Below are 21,365 nucleotides of genomic sequence, written 5' to 3'. Positions count from 1 at the left end.
AGAACTGTGACGCTTTGGGTGGCTCTTGGACAGGATGGACGGCGAATGACGACGGCTTTGATAATTATTTTTTGCGTGGTGGGGATTGTGGGCGGTTCCATATTCTGGGTATTGCCAAGCCCGGAAGAGCGCCGACGCATGCGTTTGCGACAGCAGGCGCTTGCAGCGGGGTTTAGAGTGCGACAGACAACGCCGGAAAAGTTGGACGACGCTTTGAAAAATCTGGAAGCGAATGCCTGGCGCACCCACTTTTACTTTAAGGCGATACCTGCTTCGCGAACTCCTCGCAGGGCGCTGTACGCCAGTCAAGGCGGCGAATTGAAGCAGCAGTCCATAAGCGGAAATTTTCCTCATGATCTGCTCTCAGATGATGATCTGCGTGAGCTGTCTTCCCAGGTTAAAGCGGTGCAAATTACAGGACATGAAGTGGGTTTCCTTTGGGAAGAGCGGGGAACGCCGGAAGAATTGGGGCAGGTGCTGCAACGCATCAATAAGTTGGTGGTGGCCGCTGGCGGGCGCTGATAAAGCGCGCCTGCTTACAAGGGGGCGCAAGATAGATAGCGGCGCGTTTAAGCGCCGCTATAGGCTTTGGCGAGACTGTCCAGGTCGCTGATGATTCTTTTTGAATACAGGTTCACGACGTAAGAGACGTTGTTCTCGTTGTAGTTGATATAAGAGTTCTTGATGAATTCCCATTTGGTGGAAATGGCGTCCAAAGTCTTGCGTGTGGCGTCCGTGTTTTGCTGTGAGGCCAGTAGTCGGGCGATGTTTTTGTCAAAGCTGATTGCCTGAACGTCCATGGGCTCTTCGCTTTTGGCTCCTTGGAATATTTGCGTCACGTTGGAGGCGCTGCGGGCGGAATATTTGGTCAGCATGCTTTCCAGGATGATCTTGGAATTGCGCACCAACTCAATCACTTCCGGGGGGCGATGCCCTGAAATTTCCATGGTCTTGTCGTAGGTTCTTTCTGTCGCGCCTACGAGGTCGATATTGACCTGCGCCATGTCGCCCACCAGTCGCAAGTCGGGGTAGCCCACTTTCACAATGTCGTTCATGTTGGTGTTCAGTAGCTCCTTGTACTTGAGCCAGGTGGCGCTCATAACGCTCAACTCTCCCTGCACCTCGACGATGCCGTCCTGAGACTCCAGCGCTTTGAAGGCCGTGTTCATAATATCGATTTCCTGGTTTACCTCGGATTGGATGTCTTTATCCCCAGGATTCAAAGTGAAGTTGTAATACGCGTTGATGGTCTGATAGGAATGCGTCTGTACTTCATGCAGATGCTTAAGAATGGCTTCAGCCTGCGCGTTGTTCAATGCGAAAGAATGTGACGAATACAGGACGAGAAGTGCAAGAAAACAACACCAGAGAGGATTCCGGTGCATACCCGATTGGCTCATAGACACGCTCTCCAGGAAATTTGGGCGCAGAAGGCCACCCGCTGTTTTTATAGTTATGTTTCCGACTTGTCGGTGCGGCTTCCCACTATTTTTTTAAATTATTTCCAACGACGCCTTCAATGGCCGGCCTGGCTACCAACCGCCGGTTTATAAATAGAAAAAATAGGGGAAATGCCTGCGCTAGTCAAAAAGTTATAAGCTTATTGTCCTATTATGCGAGTACGCTCAGGACGTCTCCAGAGGACGCCTAACTTAAAAAGTAAGGTGAAATATACTGCATAATTTCATGAAAAATAAATCTTAAAAATTTTTAAAGCGGCTGGAAATGACATAAGTGTAAGCAATTATTGACAAAAATCGCCGCCAAATTTTTGGGAAGAGATTGACAAACGGGCCAAAATTATCCATGTTGTTGCGACCTGATTCAAACGAGCGTATGAATTGTTGTTCGATGCATCGGCTTTGATTCCGAAGCTCCGGAGAAGGGCGGCCCGGCAAGGCGTCCGTTGGGACCCGTATATAGGGCAATAAACCAGTGCTAAACAATGCTTGGAGATCCGTTGATGATTTACGCAGGTAAAGCCATCACAGTCAAAGAGATCGAGGATGGTATCGCGGTACTAACTTTCGATTTGCAAGGCGAGTCTGTAAATAAATTTAACCGCTTGACGCTGACTGAGTTGGCGGAAGCGACCCAGAAACTACAAAGTCAGCAAGGCATTACCGGCCTTGTCGTTACCAGCAACAAAGATTGTTTCATCGTTGGCGCTGATATCACTGAATTCCAGGAATTGTTCGCCGGCTCTGAAGAAGAGTTGGTCGCCAACAACCTGGAAGCCAATAAGATTTTCTCCGCTGTTGAAGATCTGCCATTCCCCACTGTGACCGCCATTAACGGTATCGCTCTGGGCGGCGGTTTCGAAATGTGTCTCTCCACTGACTTCCGCGTCATGTCCACCAGCGCGAAAGTTGGCCTGCCGGAAGTAAAACTGGGGATCTTCCCGGGGTTCGGCGGAACAGTACGTTTATCCCGTTTGGTTGGCGCCGATTACGCAATCGAATGGATCTGCGCCGGCGGCGAGAAGAGAGCCGAGCAGGCGCTGAAAGAAGGCGCTGTAGATGCGGCGGTCGCGCCTGAAAAACTGATGGACGCAGCGTTGTCTGTGTTGCGTCAGGCGATCGAAGGCAAGCTGGACTACAAAGCGCGCCGGGAAGAAAAAACCGGCAAGCTGAAGCTGAACCCGATGGAAAGCATGATGGCGTTTGAAACCGCCAAAGGCTACGTGGCGGGCCAGGCTGGACGTAACTATCCGGCGCCTGTTGAAGCCATCAAGGTGATGCAGAAGCATGCGGGCATGACTCGCGATAAGGCGATCGAAGTGGAAGCCAAAGGCTTCGCGAAAATGGCGAAGACTTCTGTGGCGCACAGCTTGATCGGCTTGTTTCTGAATGATCAGGAGCTGAAGAAGAAAGCGAAAGACCTTGAGCCTAAAGCCGGCGCAGTCAAACAGGCGGCGGTACTGGGCGCAGGCATCATGGGCGGCGGCGTGGCGTACCAGTCTGCGCTGAAAGGCACTCCCATCCTGATGAAGGATATTAATCAGTCCGGTATCGATCTGGGTCTGAAAGAAGCCAAGAAACTGCTGACCAAGCGCGTCGAAAAAGGCCGCATGAATGCAAGCGAAATGGCGGATGTGCTGAATCGCATCACTCCCGCGCTGAGCTATGGCGATTTCGGAACCGTTGATCTGGTGGTTGAAGCGGTTGTTGAAAACCCGAAGGTCAAAGATATCGTATTGCGTGAAGTGGAAGATCTGGTGCGTGAGGATACTATCCTGACCTCCAACACATCTACTATCTCCATCAATCGTCTGGCGCAAAATCTGAAGCGTCCGGAAAACTTCTGTGGCATGCACTTTTTCAATCCGGTGCACATGATGCCTCTGGTGGAAGTTATCCGCGGCGAGAAAACCAGTGAAAAAGCAATCGCCACCACCGTAGCGTACGCCAAAGCGATGGGTAAAACGCCTATCGTGGTGAACGATTGCCCTGGATTCCTGGTTAACCGCATCCTGTTCCCTTACTTCGGCGGATTTATTGGTCTGGTGCGCGATGGCGCCGACTTCCAGCAAGTCGACAAAGTGATGGAACGCTTCGGCTGGCCGATGGGCCCGGCTTACCTGCTTGATGTGGTTGGCATGGACACGGCGAAGCACGCTGGCGACGTGATGGCGGAAGGTTTCCCTGATCGCATGAGCTATTCCGAAACTACCATTATCGACGTCATGTTCGATAAAGGTCGTTACGGTCAGAAGAGTGACAAGGGCTTCTACGCTTACGAGCTGGATAAGAAAGGCAAGCAGAAGAAAATTGTCGATGACAGCGTTGACGCACTGATTAAGTCCGTGCAGAAGTCTCAGCGCGACTTCTCTGAAGAGGAAATCATCGAGCGCATGATGGCGCCTTTGTGCATCGAAACCGTTCGCTGCCTGGAAGACGGTATCGTCGAGACTGCGGCGGAAGCGGATATGGGCTTGATCTTCGGCATCGGTTTCCCTCCGTTCCGTGGAGGCGCGTTGCGCTACATTGACTCTCTGGGCGTGGAAGAGTTTTGCAAGATCGCTGACAAATATGCGGATCTGGGCGCTCTGTATCATCCGACCCAAGGGCTGCGCGACATGGCTAAGTCCGGCAAGAAGTTTTTTGGCTAATTGCTGATAGAGAATTCCCGACGGAGAAAATGATATGAGTCTGAATCCAAGAGACGTTGTCGTTATCGACTGTGTTCGCAGCCCGATGGGGCGCGCCAAGGCGGGATGTTTCCGCAATGTGCGCGCGGAGACGCTGTCAGCGACGTTGATTGACGCTTTATTTGATCGCAATGACAAAGTGGACCCTGCGGAAGTTGAAGATCTGATCTGGGGGTGTGTAAACCAGACCCTGGAGCAGGGTTTCAACGTGGCGCGGCAGATTTCTCTGCTGACCCGCATTCCGCATACTTCGTCAGCGCAAACGGTAAACCGCTTGTGTGGTTCCGCCATGTCCGCGATTCATACCGCGGCGCAGGCGATCATGACAGGCAATGGGGACGTGTTTGTGGTGGGTGGCGTTGAACACATGGGGCACGTACCCATGACTCAAGGCTTCGATCACAACCCGGCTGCAAGCAAGTATTCCGCTAAAGCGTCCAACATGATGGGCCTGACGGCGGAAATGCTGGCGAAAATGCACGGCATCAGCCGTCAGCAGCAGGATGAGTTTGGCGCGCGTTCTCACCGCTTGGCGCACGAAGCCACGCTGGAGGGGCGCTTCCGTAATGAAATCATCTCCATTCAGGGGCATGACGACGACGGATTCCCTGCGTTGATTGAAAATGATGAAACGATTCGTCCTGAAACCACGGCCGAAAGTCTGGCGCAGTTGCGTCCTGCTTTTGATCCGAAGAGCGGTACGGTGACAGCGGGTCAGTCTTCTCAGTTGACGGATGGCGCTTCCGCCATGCTGCTGATGTCCGCTGAGCGGGCTCAGGCATTGGGTCTGACGCCAATGGCGAAAATTCGTTCCATGGCTACCGCCGGATGCGATCCCGCCATCATGGGATATGGTCCTGTGCCGGCGACTAAGAAAGCGCTTAAGCGCGCAGGCCTGAAAGTGGAAGATATTGACTTCTGGGAGCTGAATGAGGCGTTCGCCGCACAGTCTCTGCCAGTTATCAAAGACCTGAAGCTGATGGGTGTGGTCGACCAGAAAGTTAACCTGAACGGCGGCGCTATCGCCTTGGGTCACCCTCTGGGTTGCTCTGGCGCGCGTATCTCCACTACCTTGCTGAATGTCATGGCCGCCAAGGGCGGTACGCTGGGCGTATCCACCATGTGTATCGGTCTGGGTCAAGGTATTGCGACTGTTTGGGAGCGTATCTAGTACGTTGACGCATCGGCTCGTGAGATCTGGGTCGGAAGCAATGAAGTCCGGCGCTCCGTAAAGGGGCTCCGGATTTTTTTTATGGATGAAGCGGGTTGGTCTGGAATTGAAGTAAGACTTTTTACTGGGTTTCCTGGGAGCGATTCTGGGTTTCGCCATCACGCATCAGATTTTTAATCTTGTCGGAAATGTCTCTGATCTGGTCGTTCTTGTTAGGGATTTCCAGGCGTGTGCGCTTAAGCGCCTCGCGAGCGTGTTTGAAGTGCTTCTCTGCGCCTGCCTTGTCGTTCTGCGCCACCAGGCTTTCCGCCATTTGCAGTTGGCTGCCGACTTCCACGTCAAGCGCCATTTCTCGCAGGTGGTGACTGTATTCCTCATATAGAGGGACGGGCAGTGAGCCGCGCAACTTGAAGCGCTGCAATTTCTGCAGGCACTCGGAAAGGGAGCGTTGAATGGCGCCGATTGCCGCGTCGCTAGTCACTGTTTTTTGCGCCTGGGGTAGAATAGCGCCGGTTTTCAGGTCGCGCTCCCTTTGCTTCAGGTTGTCCAAAAGGATGCGCAACTCTTCCGACTTGCGGTCCATTTTGATCATTGACTGAGCGATCTCGATCATGGCGTGATTGAGGCTGATGGCGATGTTGGCGGAATCGTCCACTCGCATGATGACCTGAAATAGCGAATTAATTTCTTCGTATTTTTGTTTTAGCGATTTAAGTTGGCTTTGACGATAAGCCAGCGCCTGCTGTCGCGAGTACATAACGCCGCTAACGATGATTGAGGCGGTTATGAAAATAGCGAGCAAGACGATTAAAGTTGTCATATAAAAGGCGGCGGAAGCATTTATAAATTTGTGTGTCGTTCTTATTAAGTGTTAACGACATTGTGGGGTAGGGCAAGTTATCGGAGTTAAATAGACGCCGACAAATCGGGCCTGGCCGGCTATTTTTACTTTAAATACCAGATTTTCTGGCAATCACTTGACCCGTCGACTACAACCTCTAATATATGACGGCTATTTCAACTAGGAGCAAAGAACCATCCGCTATGGGTAAATCGCTGGTAATCGTGGAGTCCCCTGCAAAGGCAAAAACCATAAACAAATATCTTGGTTCGGAATATGTAGTTAAATCCAGTGTGGGGCATATTCGTGATTTGCCGACCAGTGGAGGTAAGGAAACATCATCTCCGAAAGAGCGTGCGGCGGAAGCGGCGAAAATGCGTAAGCTGCCTGCTGAAGAACGCGAAAGCATCAAGAAACGTAAAGCCAGGGATCAATTGATCTCTCGTATGGGCGTTGATCCAGAAAATGACTGGGCGGCCCGCTATGAAGTCCTTCCAGGTAAAGAAAAGGTCGTTGAAGAGCTGAGGCGTCTGGCGAAAAGCGCTGACCAGATCTATCTCGCAACGGACTTGGACCGGGAAGGAGAGGCTATCGCCTGGCATCTTAAAGAATCTATTGGCGGCGATGACTCCCGTTATCGTCGCGTGGTCTTTAACGAGATCACAAAATCCGCCATTACCGAGGCGTTCAAAAGTCCCGGCCAGCTTGACTACAACCGCGTAAACGCCCAGCAGGCGCGCCGCTTTCTCGATCGTGTGGTCGGCTACATGGTGTCGCCCTTGTTGTGGTCCAAGATAGCGCGTGGTTTGTCTGCGGGGCGGGTGCAATCGGTTGCAGTGCGCCTGATTGTTGAGCGTGAGCGAGAAATTCGCGCCTTTACGCCGGAAGAGTACTGGGAATTGCATGCGTTGCTCTCCAAGAGCAAGCAGCAGGCTAAATTCCAGGTCGCCAAGTACAAAGGTGAGAATTATCGGCCCACCAACAAAGCGCAGTCTGACAAACTGACTGCCTTGTTGCAGACTCAGGCGTTCAAGGTTGTTAATCGCGAGGATAAACCCTCAGTCACCAAGGCGCCGGCGCCGTTTATCACTTCCACCTTGCAGCAGGCGGCGAGCACCCGTTTAGGGTTTAGCGTCAAGAAGACCATGGTGTTGGCGCAGCGTCTTTATGAGGCGGGTTACATCACCTATATGAGAACGGACTCCACCAACTTGTCTGCAGACGCGGTGAACGCCTGTCGTGAATTTATCGGCAAGAAGTTTGGCGATAAATATCTGCCTGACAACCCGAAAACATACGTGAGTAAAGAGCGGGCGCAGGAAGCGCACGAGGCGATACGTCCTTCTGATATCAACGTGGGCGCTAATCAGATTTCCGGTCTCGAAAAGGACGCCGAGAAGTTGTATGACCTCATTTGGCGTCAATTCGTGGCCTGTCAGATGGAAAATGCGCGTTTCCTGAGCACCAGTATTCAGGTGCAGGCGGGAGACTTTGAGCTAAGAACCCGTGGTCGACTTCTGCAGTTCGACGGCTTCCTTAAAGTGCTGCCTGCGCAAGCGAAGAAGGACGACGAAGCGGAGTTGCCGGCGTTCGAAGTCAACGATCAGTTGGATCTGGATAAGCTGGAGCCAACTCAGCACTTCACCAAACCCGCGCCGCGTTATACAGAGGCGACGCTGGTTAAAGAGCTGGAGAAGCGGAGTATCGGGCGTCCTTCCACTTATGCGTCAATCATCTCCACCATTCAGGAGCGCGGTTATGTGAAGCTGGCCAACCGGCGTTTCTATGCGGAGAAGATGGGCGATATCGTTACGGACCGCTTGACGGAAGCATTTACGGACCTGATGGATTACGGCTTTACGGCGAAGATGGAAGGTCAGCTGGATGAGATCGCTTCTGGCAACGAGGGTTGGAAGCAGGTTCTCAACGCGTTCTATTCTGATTTCGCCAAGAAGCTGGAAAAGGCGGACATGGAAGGCGGCATGCGCGCTAATCAGGCGGTGCAGACGGAAATTGCATGTCCGACCTGTTCACGCCCAATGCAGATACGCACTGCTTCCACCGGCGTGTTCCTTGGTTGTTCCGGTTATGCGCTGCCGCCGAAAGAACGTTGCAAGACGACGATCAACCTGATTCCTGGCGACGAAGTGATTCGTGCGGACGATGAAGAAGGCGAAGCGAACGCGCTGCGAGCGAAGAAGCGTTGCCCGATCTGCGATACCGCCATGGATAGCTATGTCATTGATGAAACCCGCAAGCTGCACGTGTGCGGTAATAATCCAGACTGTGAAGGTTATGAAGTCGAAGGCGGTCAGTTCAAAGTGGCTGGCTATGATGGGCCGACACTTGAGTGTGACAAGTGCGGGGCTGAGATGCAGCTCAAAACCGGCCGTTTTGGGAAGTACTTTGGCTGCACCAGCTCGACCTGCGGCAATACCCGCAAGCTGTTGAAGAATGGTGAGCCTGCGCCGCCCAAGATGGAGCCTGTGGTTATGCCGGAGCTGGCGTGCGACAAGGTTGACGACATCTTTGTGCTGCGCGATGGCGCTTCAGGGTTGTTCCTGGCGGCGAGTAAGTTTCCCAAGAATCGTGAAACGCGCGCGCCGCTGGTGGAGGAGTTAATTCCTCACAAGAAGGAAATTGATCCTAAGCACCACTACCTGCTGGAGGCGCCTACCCGTGACCCGGAAGGAAATCCGGCGATTATCCGCTTCAGTCGCAAGACCAAACAGCAGTATGTCATGTCGGAGAAGGGGGGGAAGCCCACCGGCTGGTCGGCTTTCTATAAAGATGGAAAGTGGGTGGCTAAAGACAAATAGCTGGTAAGTGCGAAAAGAAAAAAGGGCGGTTTAATCACCGCCCTTTTTTTGTTTATTGATCCGTCCTGAATCGGTGCTTTGGAACGAGTGCGCCGACTTATCTTTTTAGTCGCGCGAGCAGGCTGGATGTGTCCCAGCGTCCTCCGCCCATGGATTGCACTTCGGCGTAAAATTGATCGACAAGAGCAGTGATAGGGAGGCGGGCTTTGTTGTTTGACGCCTCGCGCAGGCAGATGGACAAGTCCTTGCGCATGAGGTCTACAGCGAAGCCATGCTCGTAGTCTCCGGCAATCATGGTTTTGTGACGGTTGTCCATTTGCCAGGACTGTGCAGCGCCTTTGGATATGACGTTCACCACTTGCAGCGGATCAAGGTCGGCTTGCTCTGCAAAATGCAGCGCTTCCGCCAGTCCTTGAACTAATCCTGCAATGGCGATCTGGTTGGCCATTTTGGTCAGCTGGCCGCTGCCGGCGTGTCCCATCAGGGTCGCAGCGCGGCTGTAATGCTTGAAGAGGGCTTGCGCTCTCGCAAAGTCTTTTTCTTCGCCTCCACACATAATGGTCAGGGCGCCGTTCTCTGCGCCTTGTTGTCCGCCGGATACGGGGGCGTCAAGAAAGCCGATGTTGCGCTCTTGGGCGGTTTCAAATAGTTCTTTGGCGACACTGGCGGATGCGGTGGTGTGGTCAATGATCAGAGAGCCTTTGCGCAACTGATTAATGAGGCCTTCTTCGCCTAAGTAGATGCTGCGCAGGTCATTGTCGTCGCCGACGCAGGAGATTATGACATCGCACTGGGCGGCGTCCCGCAGCTTGCGGATGAATTTGCCGGTGTGGGTCTTCAGCCAGCGTTCCGACTTCTCGACGTTGCGGTTGTAGACGGTGACCTGGTGGCCATTATTGGCGAGATGGCCGGCCATCGGGAATCCCATGACGCCGAGGCCGATGAAACAAATTCTTCCTAATGCGGCGGTTTCAGTTGATTCCATGTTTATCTTCCTGGAGTGATTAAGTCCAACGGGTTAATAGTGCGCGGGTTGCTCCAATAAAGAAAGGCCGCATAAGCGGCCTTTGCAAGTCAACCGGCAAGCTAACACTATTTGCTTGGGTAGTCTCTGGCGGTGTGTCCGGTGTACAGCTGGCGCGGACGACCGATTCGGTAAGAAGAGCTCACCATTTCGTGCCAGTGAGAGAACCAGCCGATGGTTCTCGCCATGGCGAAGATGACGGTGAACATGGAAACCGGAATGCCGACGGCGCGCAGGATGATGCCGGAGTAGAAGTCCACGTTGGGGTAGAGTTTCTTCTCTACGAAGTATGGGTCTTCCAGGGCGATGCGCTCCAGTTCGCGTGCGATGCGGAACAATGGATCGTTCTCACAGCCAAGCTCTTTCAGCACGTCGTCGCAAGTCTGCTTCATGACTTTGGCGCGCGGGTCGAAGTTCTTGTAGACCCGGTGTCCGAAGCCCATCAGACGGAATGGGTCGCTCTTGTCTTTGGCGCGTTGAATAAACTCTGGAATGCGAGATTCGTCGCCGATTTCCAGAAGCATGTTCAGTACGGCTTCGTTGGCGCCGCCGTGAGCGGGCCCCCACAGTGCTGCGATACCTGATGCGATGCATGCGAAGGGGTTTGCGCCGGAAGAGCCGGCCAGGCGTACGGTTGATGTGGATGCGTTCTGTTCATGGTCCGCATGCAGGACAAAGATGCGGTCCATAGCTTTGGCTACCACAGGGTTAACCTGATATGGCTCACAGGGAGTGCCGAACATCATGTGCAGGAAGTTGCCTGCGTAGTCCAGATCGTTTCTGGGGTACATGAACGGCTGACCTGTGGAGTACTTGTAGCACATCGCCGCCAAGGTCGGCATTTTCGCCATCAGGCGGAATGCCGCAATTTCGCGGTGGTGTTCGTCAGAGAAGTCCATGGTGTCATGATAGAACGCGGACAGGGCGCCGACGACGCCGCACATGATCGCCATTGGGTGAGCGTCGCGCCGGAAACCATTGAAGAAGTTTCTCAGCTGCTCGTGGATCATGGTGTGATTTTTTACCGTGCTACGGAATTCTTCCGCCTGCTCCGCAGTGGGTAATTCGCCGTGTATCAGTAAGTAGCAGACTTCAAGATAGTCGGACTTTTCGGCCAACTGTTCTATAGGATACCCACGGTGTAGTAATACGCCATTGGCGCCATCTATATAAGTGATTTGCGATTCGCAGGCAGCGGTTGATACGAAGCCTGGATCGTAGGTAAACAAACCTTCTTCAACCAATCCTCTGACATCTATGACGTCTGGGCCGGTGGCGCCGGAATAAACCGGAAGCTCGATTGTTTTACCATTGACCGATAACGTCGCTTTCTTGTCAGTCATGGTGCTCTCCTATATCGACTTAAAGTGATGCGTACGTGTTTACCGGGCGCAGACGCCCAGTCGTGTTTACAGGCCGACTTCTAAGTAGGTCTGACGTTGATTGCGCAATGGCGTCAGGCGCATCCGGCGCCGGTTAGGACCGGCGGGCGGAGGTTGACGCTCGTCAGTGGCCTCTCAGCCTTTATTCTGGCTTTATACAAGGTCGGCTTAATAAAAAGCGAGGTCATAATAATGGTCTAACCGACTTTTTTTAAGCCCTTGTAATGAAAATACTGCCGATGACGTTTAAAAAACACCAATTAAAATAGCTTATAAAGAGGAGGGGCGTTGTTATCAGTGAAGAAAGTAGTTCTTTCGAATGGGTATAAAATACTTCCGGGTATTGAGCTGAGGGGCTTTACGCTGCGTATGAAAGAATAAATCGCCGGCTCAAATCGGAAAAGCTCATGTTCGGCGCTAAATTAAGTGGTCTATAAACGGTTGTTGCGTTTGTAATTTACCAGGTGGGAAACTATAATCTGCAACCCGTAAGCGGAGGCCTCATAAGGATTCCCGCCGCCAAATAGGTCCATTCTTAAATAATCCGCCTGTATGGCTATAATCGAGTGTGAAGCTGTGAATAGCAAAAGACCTGTTAATCTAGATCTGACGAAATTCCATTTTCCTCTACCCGCAATTACATCTATTCTGCATCGGATATCAGGTGTAATTATCTTCATTGCAATGGCGTTCCTGTTGTGGGGGCTCGACGCATCTCTGGCGAGTAAGGAAAGTTTCGCTTCCCTTCAGTCAGTCATGGACAGTTTTCTTGCAAAACTAATTCTCTGGGGCATTCTTGCCGCATTGTTCTATCACTTCGTTGCTGGCATCAAGCACCTCATCATGGATGCTGGGATCGGTGAAACCCTGAAGGGCGGGCAGATCGCAGCGAAGGTTGTGATAGCCGTGTCTGTTGTGCTCATTCTGTTGGCGGGAGTTTGGATATGGTAACCAGCGTCACCAATTTAGGCCGTAGCGGCGCATATGATTGGATGGTGCAGCGGGTCTCCGCTGTGGTGTTGGCTCTTTATACTGCATTTATGGTTGGCGTCCTGGTGTTTACGCCGGATCTGACCTATGAAGTATGGAGCGCACTGTTCGCCAAGACTTGGATGAGAATTTTCTCCCTGGCTGCGCTGGTGGCGCTTGGCGCCCATGCGTGGATAGGTTTGTGGACGATTACCACTGACTACATGAAAAACGGCGTGATCCGTTTCGTTGCGCAAGCAGCGTGCGGAACTATCATGTTTGTTTACTTCATCTGGGGCGTGCAAATTTTGTGGGGGCTGTAATCCATGTCTAAACTTAGAACTCTCTCTTACGATGCGATCGTAATTGGCGGCGGCGGCGCCGGGATGCGCGCGGCGCTGCAATTGACGGAGTCCGGCGTTAAAACCGCTTGTATCACCAAAGTATTCCCAACTCGTTCTCACACTGTTTCCGCTCAGGGCGGGATCACCTGCGCGATCGCCAGTTCGGACCCAAATGACGACTGGCGTTGGCACATGTACGACACAGTCAAGGGGTCGGACTATATTGGCGACCAGGATGCAATCGAATATATGTGTTCGGTAGGTCCTCAAGCTGTATTTGAGCTGGAGCACATGGGGCTGCCATTCTCCCGTACGGAGACTGGACGTATCTATCAGCGTCCTTTTGGCGGTCAGTCCAAAGATTTCGGTAAGGGCGGCCAGGCCGCCCGCACCTGCGCGGCGGCGGACCGTACTGGTCACGCACTGCTGCACACTCTGTATCAAGGCAACTTGCGCGGCGGCACTACCTTTTTAAATGAATGGTACGCAGTGGACTTGGTGAAAAACCAGTCAGGCGCGGTAGTCGGCGTAACGGCTATCTGTATTGAAACCGGCGAAACCGTATACGTGAAAGCCAAGGCGACAGTTTTGGCTACCGGCGGCGCAGGCCGTATCTACGCATCCACTACTAACGCATTAATCAATACTGGCGATGGCGTTGGTATGGCTCTTCGCGCAGGCTTCCCGGCGCAAGACATGGAAATGTGGCAGTTCCACCCGACCGGTATCGCCGGCGCAGGCGTATTGGTGACGGAAGGTTGTCGCGGTGAAGGCGGTTATCTGATTAATGGCGAAGGCGAGCGTTTCATGGAGCGCTATGCGCCGAACGCAAAAGACCTGGCGGGTCGTGACGTTGTCGCCCGTTCCATGATTATGGAAATTCTTGAAGGTCGCGGTTGCGGTCCCAACAAAGACCACGTGTTGCTGAAACTGGATCATCTGGGTGAAGAGACGCTGCACTTGCGTTTGCCAGGCATCGTGGAGCTGTCTAAAACTTTCGCTCACGTAGATCCTGCTAAAGAGCCGATTCCTGTTGTGCCGACCTGTCACTACATGATGGGCGGTATCCCGACCAATATTGGCGGTCAGGCACTGACCCAGGACGCAAATGGCAACGACATCGTCATCGATGGTCTGTTCGCCTGCGGCGAAGTCGCATGCGTATCCGTACACGGCGCCAACCGCCTGGGCGGCAACTCGCTGTTGGATTTGGTTGTATTTGGTCGCGCAGCGGGGCTTCACATCGAGAAGATGTTGAAAGACGGCTATGGCGTGGATGACGCATCCGAATCAGATATTGATGCAACTATGGCGCGTCTGGACAGATTGAATAGCGGCGCCGGCTCCGAAAAAGTGGCGGAAGTACGTAAAGACTTGCAGAACACCATGCAGCTATATTTCGGTGTATTCCGTGATGGCGAAAGCATGCAGAAAGGTCTGAAGTTGCTGGAAGAGCTGGGCGGTCGTGTGAAGAACACGGTTCTTGAAGATAAGAGTATGGCGTTCAACACCGCTCGTATCGAAGCTTTAGAGCTGGATAACCTGTACGAAGTCGCTTATGCGACGGCTGTTGCGGCTGAAGAAAGAAAGGAAAGCCGCGGAGCGCACGCCCGTAACGACTACACTGAACGGGACGACGACAATTGGCTGAAGCACTCTCTTTACTTCCCTGTAGACAAGCGGGTAAGCAAGCGGGAAGTGAACTTCGCGCCGAAAATTGTGGAGCCATTTCCTCCGAAAGCTCGTAGTTACTAGTGTCGTTGGGGAGACAGAGTTATGTTGGTAAGCATCTATCGTTATAATCCGGAAGTTGACGAAGCTCCCTACATGCAGGATGTGGAGCTGGAAGTCCCTGCGGGCAAGGACCTTATGGTTCTCGACGTGCTGGGACTGATGAAAGAAAAAGACCCGACCCTGGCGTACCGTCGCTCATGCCGTGAGGGCGTGTGCGGTTCGGACGGCATGAATATGAACGGCAAGAACGGCTTGGCCTGTATCACCCCTCTTTCTCAGGTGGTGAAGAACAACAAGCTGGTATTGCGGCCATTGCCAGGGTTGCCGGTTATTCGCGACTTGGTTGTGGATATGGCGATTTTCTACAAGCAGTACGAGAAAATTAAGCCATTCCTGGTGAATGACAATCCGCCTCCTGCGATAGAGCGATTGCAGTCACCCGAAGAGCGTGAAAAGCTGGACGGCCTGTATGAATGTATTCTATGTGCGTGCTGTTCTACTTCATGCCCGTCGTTCTGGTGGAACCCAGATAAGTTCGTTGGTCCCGCAGGCTTGTTGCAGGCATACAGATTCCTGGTCGACAGTCGCGACACTTCTACCGAAGAAAGATTGGCGAATCTCGACGACCCGTTCAGCGTATTCCGCTGCCGGGGAATCATGAATTGCGTAAGTGTTTGTCCGAAAGGCCTGAACCCAACCAGAGCCATCGGCCACATACGCAATATGCTCTTACAGCGTGCTACTTAAAACTATAATTTAAAAAATTACACTGTTACGGTCGTTGCTGAATTAGCTGTCTATACTAAGAAGCTAATAGCGCGCACGTGTTGCAGAACACGCGCGCGACATAAACAAACTGAACTGGTAGGAAATCCACTCCCTCCATCAATTGGACGGGGTGGTTTACTGTTGTAAACCTACGGGGTTATGCAGATGTCCTCTGCGCTATCTGTGGTTTGGCACGCCTTTGCGACGCTGGAACGAGCCGTAATCAGTGGCCTTAAGCAGATAGTTCCCTGATGCAACCAAGGCGAGCTATATGCACGAAAGCACGATGGAGCAGCTGTGGCGGACTTCCCATTTGGCAGGTGGGAACTTTGCCTATGTTGAGCAACTCTATGAGACCTATCTCACCGATCCTAACGGCATACCCCAGGCCTGGCGTGAGTATTTCGACAAACTGCCAAAAGAGGAAGGACTACCCAGCCAGGATGTCCCTCACTCGGTCATTAAAGAGCAGTTCCTGAAACTGTCGCGCAGACGCGCAGCGGCTGTCGAAGCCAGTCCAACCTCATTAGTCAGCACTGAGCACGAACGTAAACAAGTTAAGGTGCTGCAGCTGATCAACACCTACCGTTTTCGTGGACATCAGAAAGCCAAGCTGGACCCTCTCAATCTGATGGTGCGCGAGCATGTCGCAGACATGGAGTTGGAATACCATGGTTTGACCAAGGCGGATCTGGATACTGTATTTCAGACCGGATCGTTGTGCTTCGGCGTAGAGACCATGACTTTCGGCGAGATTATTCGCGGTTTGGAGTTTACCTACTGCGATACCGTCGGCGCTGAGTACATGCATATCGTTAACACTGAAGAAAAGCGCTGGGTTCAGCAGCGCCTTGAATCAGTGCGCTCGCATCCTGTTTATGAGAAAGAGCGCCGCTACCATCTGCTGGAAAGATTGAGTGCGGCGGAAGGTCTCGAAAAATACTTATCTTCACGTTATCCAGGCACCAAGCGCTTTGGCCTTGAAGGCGGCGAGAGCTTGATTCCCCTGCTGGATGAGTTGATTCAGAGAGCGGGAAGCTACGGCGCCAAAGAAATCGTTATCGGTATGGCGCACCGTGGTCGTCTCAACGTGCTGGTCAACACCTTGGGTAAAAACCCTAAAGCCTTGTTTGATGAGTTCGAAGGCAAGCGACTGTTGGATGAAGGTTCCGGCGACGTGAAGTATCACCAGGGCTTCTCTTCCAACGTGCTGACTCCGGGCGGCGAAGTTCATTTGGCGTTGGCGTTCAATCCTTCGCACTTGGAAATCGTATCCCCGGTAGTGGAAGGTTCTGTAAGAGCGCGCCAGGACCGTCGTGACGATACTGCCGGCGATGCGGTCGTGCCTGTCATCATGCATGGCGACGCGGCGTTCGCGGGTCAGGGCGTGGTCATGGAAACGTTCCAGATGAGCCAGACCCGTGGCTACGGCGTTGGCGGCACTGTCCACATCATCATTAATAATCAGGTCGGTTTCACTACTCACCGCCGTGAAGACGCGCGTTCCACCGAATATTGCACCGACGTTGCGAAAATGGTTCAAGCGCCAATTTTCCACGTCAACGGCGATGATCCGGAAGCGGTTCTGTTCGTTACACAGGTGGCGATGGATTATCGCAACACCTTTAAGAAAGATGTGGTTATCGACCTGTTGTGCTATCGCCGCCGAGGTCACAACGAAGCGGATGAGCCTTCTGCGACTCAGCCGCTGATGTATCAGTGCATTAAAAGCCTGCCAACCACCCGCCAGATTTACGCTCAGCGGTTGATTAACGAAGGCGTCATCACCGAGGAAGAATCCGCTCGCCTGGAAAACGAATATCGCGATCTGCTGGATAAAGGCGATCACGTCGTTAAGAGCTTGGTGAAAGAGCCTAATAAAGAGCTGTTTGTTGACTGGTCCCCCTACCTGGGCCACCAATGGACAGCCAAGTGCAAGACTGGCATCAGTCTTAAAACGCTGCAGAAGCTCGGCCGGAAAATGGATGTGCTGCCTGACGGATTCGTGCCTCAGCGTCAGGTCTCCAAAATCTTGGAAGACCGCAAGAAAATGACCCAAAGCGCCATGCCGGTGAACTGGGGTTATGCAGAAGTTATGGCGTATGCGACGCTGTTGCATGAAGGTCACAGCATACGTCTTACCGGTCAGGATGTTGGTCGCGGCACTTTCTCCCATAGACATGCGGTTCTTCATAATCAGAAGGACGGTGGTTTGCATATTCCGTTGCAACATTTGGCGGAAGGTCAGCCTGTGTTCGATATTTACGACTCCTACCTCTCTGAAGAGGCGGTGTTGGCGTTCGAATACGGTTACGCGACCACGAACCCGAAAACGCTGGTGATTTGGGAGGCTCAGTTCGGCGACTTCGCTAACGGAGCCCAGGTTGTTATCGACCAGTTCATCACCAGTGGCGAGCACAAGTGGGGCCGTCTGTGCGGTCTGACCATGCTGTTGCCGCACGGCTATGAAGGGCAGGGGCCAGAGCACTCTTCAGCGCGTCTGGAGCGTTATCTGCAGTTGTGCGCTGAGCACAACATCCAAGTCTGCGTGCCGACCACGCCTGCGCAGGTGTTCCATATGCTGCGTCGTCAGGTTAAGCGTCCGCTGCGTAAGCCTCTGGTGGCGATGAGTCCGAAGAGTCTGTTGCGCCATAAAGACGCAGTCTCTACGGTTGAGGAGCTTGCCGAAGGTCACTTCTACACAGTCCTTGGCGAGATCGACGATCATATCGATCCGAAGCAGGTTCGCCGGGTCATTATGTGTAGCGGTAAGGTGTATTACGACTTGTTGGATAAGCGTCGTAATGAAAACATACAGGACGTGGCGATTATCCGCATAGAGCAGTTGTACCCGTTCCCCGAAGACGATTTGGAAGAAGTTCTGTCTGCGTACAAGAAGTTGACCAATATCGTTTGGTGTCAGGAAGAGCCCATGAACCAGGGCGCTTGGTACTGCAGTCAGCACCATATGCGTAACGTCCTCGCGAAGACGCACCCGAAACTCTATCTCGAGTACGCTGGACGTCCAGGCTCCGCCGCTCCTGCTGCGGGCTATGGTCATGTCCATGCGGAAGAGCAAGCTAAATTAGTTAACGATGCCTTTACTATTTAAACAGGCGCTTGGTTAGTACAAAGGATAAAAGATGGCGATCGAAATTAAAGCTCCTACTTTCCCAGAGTCCGTCGCGGACGGCGTAGTGGCGACTTGGCATAAAAAACCTGGGGAATCCGTGGCTAGGGACGAGCTACTGGTCGATATCGAGACGGATAAAGTGGTGTTGGAGGTTGTAGCGCCTGCTGCCGGCGTCATTGAGAAAGTTCTCAAAGGCGAAGGCGATACGGTGCTTAGCGAAGAAGTTATTGCGGTATTTAAAGAGGGTGCGGCTGGAACGGCGGCGCCTGCCGCAGCGGAAGAAAAGCCACAGGCTGCTCCTGCGGCGACTGAAGCTAAGTCTGGTCAGGAAGCGATTCTGAGTCCATCCGCGCGCAAAATGGCGGAAGAGAACAACCTGAATCCTTCCGATATTCAGGGCACAGGTAAAGGCGGTAGAGTCACCAAGGAAGACGTGATTAACCACCTGTCTTCCAACACTACCAGCGTTACCGCTGAAGTGAAGTCCTCCGCTCAGCCTGCAGCGGCGCCGACTATGCCTGCTATCGAATCTCCAGCGGGAGCGCGTCCCGAGAAGCGCGTGCCGATGACTCGCCTGCGCGCCAGCATCGCGCGTCGTCTGCTGGAAGCTCAGCATAACTCTGCAATGCTGACTACCTTCAACGAAGTCAACATGAAGCCGATCATGGATCTGCGTAAGCAATACAAAGATCTGTTCGAGAAGCGTCATAATGGCGTGAAACTGGGCTTCATGTCCTTCTTCGTTAAAGCGGCTTGCGAAGCGTTGAAGCGTTTCCCCGCTGTGAATGCGTCCATTGATGGCAACGATATTGTTTACCACGGTTATCAGGATGTCGGCGTAGCGGTATCCACTGAGCGCGGTCTGGTTGTTCCTATCCTGCGCGATGCGGATCAGATGGGCCTGGCGGATATTGAATCCACCATCGGCGACTTCGGTAAGAAAGCGCGCGACGGCAAGCTGGCGATCGAAGACATGACTGGCGGCACGTTCACCATTTCCAATGGCGGCGTGTTCGGTTCATTGATGTCCACGCCGATTCTGAATCCCCCGCAAACCGCCATTATGGGAATGCACAAGATCCAGGAACGTCCGATGGCGGTAAACGGCCAGGTGGTGATTCTGCCGATGATGTACCTGGCGCTGTCATACGACCACCGCATGATCGACGGTAAGGAAGCGGTACAGTTTTTGGTGACCATCAAGGATCTGCTGGAAGATCCTGCGCGGATTCTGCTGGATATCTAATTCAGCGCTTTCGCCGCCGAGTTTTCCGGCGCGCCATGCTCCCTTCGCCTGGTTGCGGAGGGGCATTGTCGGAAAACCTTTTATGTACCTATAACTAAGAATTGGAAAGTAATATGGCAGATAAATTCGACGTAATCGTCATCGGTGCGGGTCCCGGTGGATATGTCGCTGCGATACGCGCGGCGCAGCTCGGATTGAAAACGGCGTGCGTGGAAAAATGGAGCAACGAAGCAGGCAAGCCTGTGTTTGGCGGCACCTGTCTGAACGTGGGATGTATTCCTTCCAAAGCGCTGCTGGAGTCTTCACACAAATTCGAAGAAGCCAAACACGACTTTGAAACCCACGGCATCATGGCGCAAGACGTAACTGTCGACGTAGCCAAAATGCAAGGCCGCAAGAACAATATCGTCAAGAACCTGACTCAGGGCATCGCGTCTCTGTTCAAGGCGAATGGCGTCACTTCCATTCATGGCGCAGGCAAGCTGCTGGCCAACAAACAAGTGGAAGTCACTGACAATGCGGGCAACGTTACTGTGTATGACGCAGAAAACGTCATCATTGCTACAGGCTCCCGTCCAGTTGAAATTCCTCCTACTCCGCTAAATGAGCATGTTGTCGATTCCACCGGCGCGTTGGAATTCAGCGAAGTTCCCAAGCGTCTGGGCGTGATCGGCGCTGGCGTTATCGGTTTGGAGCTGGGCAGCGTGTGGGCGCGCCTGGGTTCAGAAGTTGTGGTGCTGGAAGCGCAGGACACCTTCCTGGGCGCAGTGGATCAGCAACTGGCTAAAGACGCGCTCAAGCAGTTCACCAAGCAGGGCCTGGACATTCGTCTGCGCGCTCGCGTAACCGGTTCTGAAGTAAAACGCGGCGTGGTGAAAGTGTCATACAGCGACACCAAAGGCGACCATGAACTGAAAGTGGACAAGCTGATTGTCGCAGTCGGCCGCGCGCCGAACACCGACAATCTGTTGGCTCCTGACTCAGGCGTCAACCTGGACGAGCGCGGTTTCATCTTTGTTGATGACCAGTGCAAGACCAACATGCCTGGCGTGTGGGCTATCGGCGACGTTGTGCGCGGTCCCATGCTGGCGCATAAGGCGTCTGAAGAAGGAATCGTGGTGGCGGAGCGCATCGCCGGCCACAAAGGCCACGTCAACTATGACTGCATTCCCTGGGTTATCTACACTCATCCGGAAATCGCCTGGGTTGGTAAAACAGAAGAGCAGTTGAAGGCGGAAGGCGAAGAGTACAAGGTCGGTACATTCCCATTCGCAGCCAGCGGTCGCGCTATGGCCGCCAACGCGACAATGGGTATGGTGAAGATCCTTGCTCATAAGGACACAGACCGTATTCTGGGTATGCATATCGTAGGTCCGCAGGCGTCAGAAATGATCGCTCAGGGCGTTATTGCGATGGAATTCGGCTCCAGCTCCGAAGACTTGGCCATGACTGTATTCGCGCACCCCACGCTTTCCGAAGCGGTGCATGAAGCGGCTTTGGCTGTGGAAGGCAAAGCCATCCACATTGCCCAGCGCAAGAAGCGCTAAGGCTGAATAAGGAGGGGATCGCCCCTCCTTTTGTTTTGAGAGCGTCGGGAAGGAGCGCGACCGCCCCTTCGGCGAATGCGGCGTAGGTGAGACGTCAAAACGTCTGGCTGGCCGCCGTTGAAGAGACAGGGCGCCGGATTGGGCTCTCGGTATAAAGAGTGTGTTAGAGAGGTCACCCAAGCGGACATAGCGCAGTTTTGCGCGCAGGCTGAGAAGTTTGAGTCTCACCCTAGAAGC

Annotated in this window: 15 protein-coding genes; 11 read left to right on the top strand and 4 right to left on the bottom strand. The window is 53.2% G+C overall.

All coding sequences use genetic code 11. From position 1 onward, the window contains the following. The first annotated feature begins 45 nt into the window (after positions 1–45). The gene (locus HCH_RS21345) at positions 46–522 is read left to right on the top strand and encodes a hypothetical protein (RefSeq protein ID WP_011398519.1); all 477 of its coding nucleotides are present in this window, start codon (positions 46–48) and stop codon (positions 520–522) included. Positions 523–569: 47 nt separating this feature from the next. Here the strand turns inward: HCH_RS21345 and HCH_RS21340 are convergent, their stop codons facing one another. Further along, on the bottom strand, positions 570–1,400 hold the full coding sequence (locus HCH_RS21340) for a hypothetical protein (RefSeq protein ID WP_011398518.1): 831 nt from the start codon (positions 1,398–1,400) through the stop codon (positions 570–572). A 563-nt stretch (positions 1,401–1,963) separates the two neighbouring features. Here HCH_RS21340 and fadB point away from each other — a divergent pair. Both fadB and fadA read left to right on the top strand, forming a co-directional pair. Continuing rightward, a complete protein-coding gene (fadB, locus tag HCH_RS21335) occupies positions 1,964–4,111 on the top strand; it encodes a fatty acid oxidation complex subunit alpha FadB (protein ID WP_011398517.1) in 2,148 nt (715 codons plus the stop codon). Positions 4,112–4,145: 34 nt separating this feature from the next. Then, positions 4,146–5,321 carry an acetyl-CoA C-acyltransferase FadA gene (gene fadA / locus HCH_RS21330; RefSeq protein ID WP_011398516.1) on the top strand — a complete coding sequence of 392 codons (1,176 nt, stop codon included), beginning with the start codon at positions 4,146–4,148 and terminating at the stop codon, positions 5,319–5,321. Between the two features lie 121 nt (positions 5,322–5,442). Here fadA and HCH_RS21325 read toward each other — a convergent pair whose 3' ends face one another. After that, positions 5,443–6,141, bottom strand: a complete 699-nt coding sequence (locus HCH_RS21325; protein WP_011398515.1) for a hypothetical protein — start codon at positions 6,139–6,141, stop codon at positions 5,443–5,445. Positions 6,142–6,365: 224 nt separating this feature from the next. On the opposite strand from HCH_RS21325, the gene topA reads away from it, so the two are divergent. After that, positions 6,366–8,981 carry a type I DNA topoisomerase gene (gene topA / locus HCH_RS21320; RefSeq protein ID WP_041598850.1) on the top strand — a complete coding sequence of 872 codons (2,616 nt, stop codon included), beginning with the start codon at positions 6,366–6,368 and terminating at the stop codon, positions 8,979–8,981. A gap of 97 nt (positions 8,982–9,078) precedes the next feature. Here the strand turns inward: topA and HCH_RS21315 are convergent, their stop codons facing one another. Together HCH_RS21315 and gltA are read right to left on the bottom strand one after the other, a co-directional pair. Continuing rightward, positions 9,079–9,966, bottom strand: a complete 888-nt coding sequence (locus tag HCH_RS21315; protein ID WP_011398513.1) for an NAD(P)-dependent oxidoreductase — start codon at positions 9,964–9,966, stop codon at positions 9,079–9,081. A 107-nt stretch (positions 9,967–10,073) separates the two neighbouring features. Continuing rightward, the gene (gene gltA, locus HCH_RS21310) at positions 10,074–11,348 is read right to left on the bottom strand and encodes a citrate synthase (RefSeq protein WP_011398512.1); all 1,275 of its coding nucleotides are present in this window, start codon (positions 11,346–11,348) and stop codon (positions 10,074–10,076) included. A 615-nt stretch (positions 11,349–11,963) separates the two neighbouring features. Here gltA and sdhC point away from each other — a divergent pair. From sdhC to lpdA, 7 genes are all read left to right on the top strand, one after another. Further along, positions 11,964–12,338 (top strand): succinate dehydrogenase, cytochrome b556 subunit, encoded by a 375-nt coding sequence (sdhC, locus tag HCH_RS21305; RefSeq protein ID WP_041599819.1) that lies wholly within the window; start codon positions 11,964–11,966, stop codon positions 12,336–12,338. Beyond that, a complete protein-coding gene (gene sdhD / locus HCH_RS21300; protein ID WP_011398510.1) occupies positions 12,332–12,679 on the top strand; it encodes a succinate dehydrogenase, hydrophobic membrane anchor protein in 348 nt (115 codons plus the stop codon). The genes sdhC and sdhD overlap by 7 nt, the downstream gene beginning before the upstream one ends. A gap of 3 nt (positions 12,680–12,682) precedes the next feature. Then, positions 12,683–14,455: a succinate dehydrogenase flavoprotein subunit gene (gene sdhA / locus HCH_RS21295; RefSeq protein WP_011398509.1), complete on the top strand. Its 1,773-nt coding sequence runs from the start codon at positions 12,683–12,685 to the stop codon at positions 14,453–14,455. A 21-nt stretch (positions 14,456–14,476) separates the two neighbouring features. Further along, the gene (locus tag HCH_RS21290) at positions 14,477–15,181 is read left to right on the top strand and encodes a succinate dehydrogenase iron-sulfur subunit (protein WP_011398508.1); all 705 of its coding nucleotides are present in this window, start codon (positions 14,477–14,479) and stop codon (positions 15,179–15,181) included. A 292-nt stretch (positions 15,182–15,473) separates the two neighbouring features. After that, complete coding sequence (locus tag HCH_RS21285) at positions 15,474–18,314, top strand: 2-oxoglutarate dehydrogenase E1 component (protein ID WP_011398507.1); 2,841 nt, start codon at positions 15,474–15,476, stop codon at positions 18,312–18,314. 31 nt (positions 18,315–18,345) lie between these two features. Then, entirely contained in the window at positions 18,346–19,581 is a 1,236-nt protein-coding gene (odhB, locus tag HCH_RS21280) for a 2-oxoglutarate dehydrogenase complex dihydrolipoyllysine-residue succinyltransferase (RefSeq protein ID WP_011398506.1), read from the top strand. A gap of 113 nt (positions 19,582–19,694) precedes the next feature. Beyond that, positions 19,695–21,128 (top strand): dihydrolipoyl dehydrogenase, encoded by a 1,434-nt coding sequence (gene lpdA / locus HCH_RS21275; RefSeq protein ID WP_011398505.1) that lies wholly within the window; start codon positions 19,695–19,697, stop codon positions 21,126–21,128. Positions 21,129–21,365: the final 237 nt, after the last annotated feature.

It is taken from the genome of Hahella chejuensis KCTC 2396, assembly GCF_000012985.1.
Classification (GTDB): Bacteria; Pseudomonadota; Gammaproteobacteria; order Pseudomonadales; family Oleiphilaceae; genus Hahella; species Hahella chejuensis.
The sequence above is the reverse complement of the archived record's forward strand: the minus strand, read 5'-3'. Positions and strand labels throughout refer to the sequence as shown.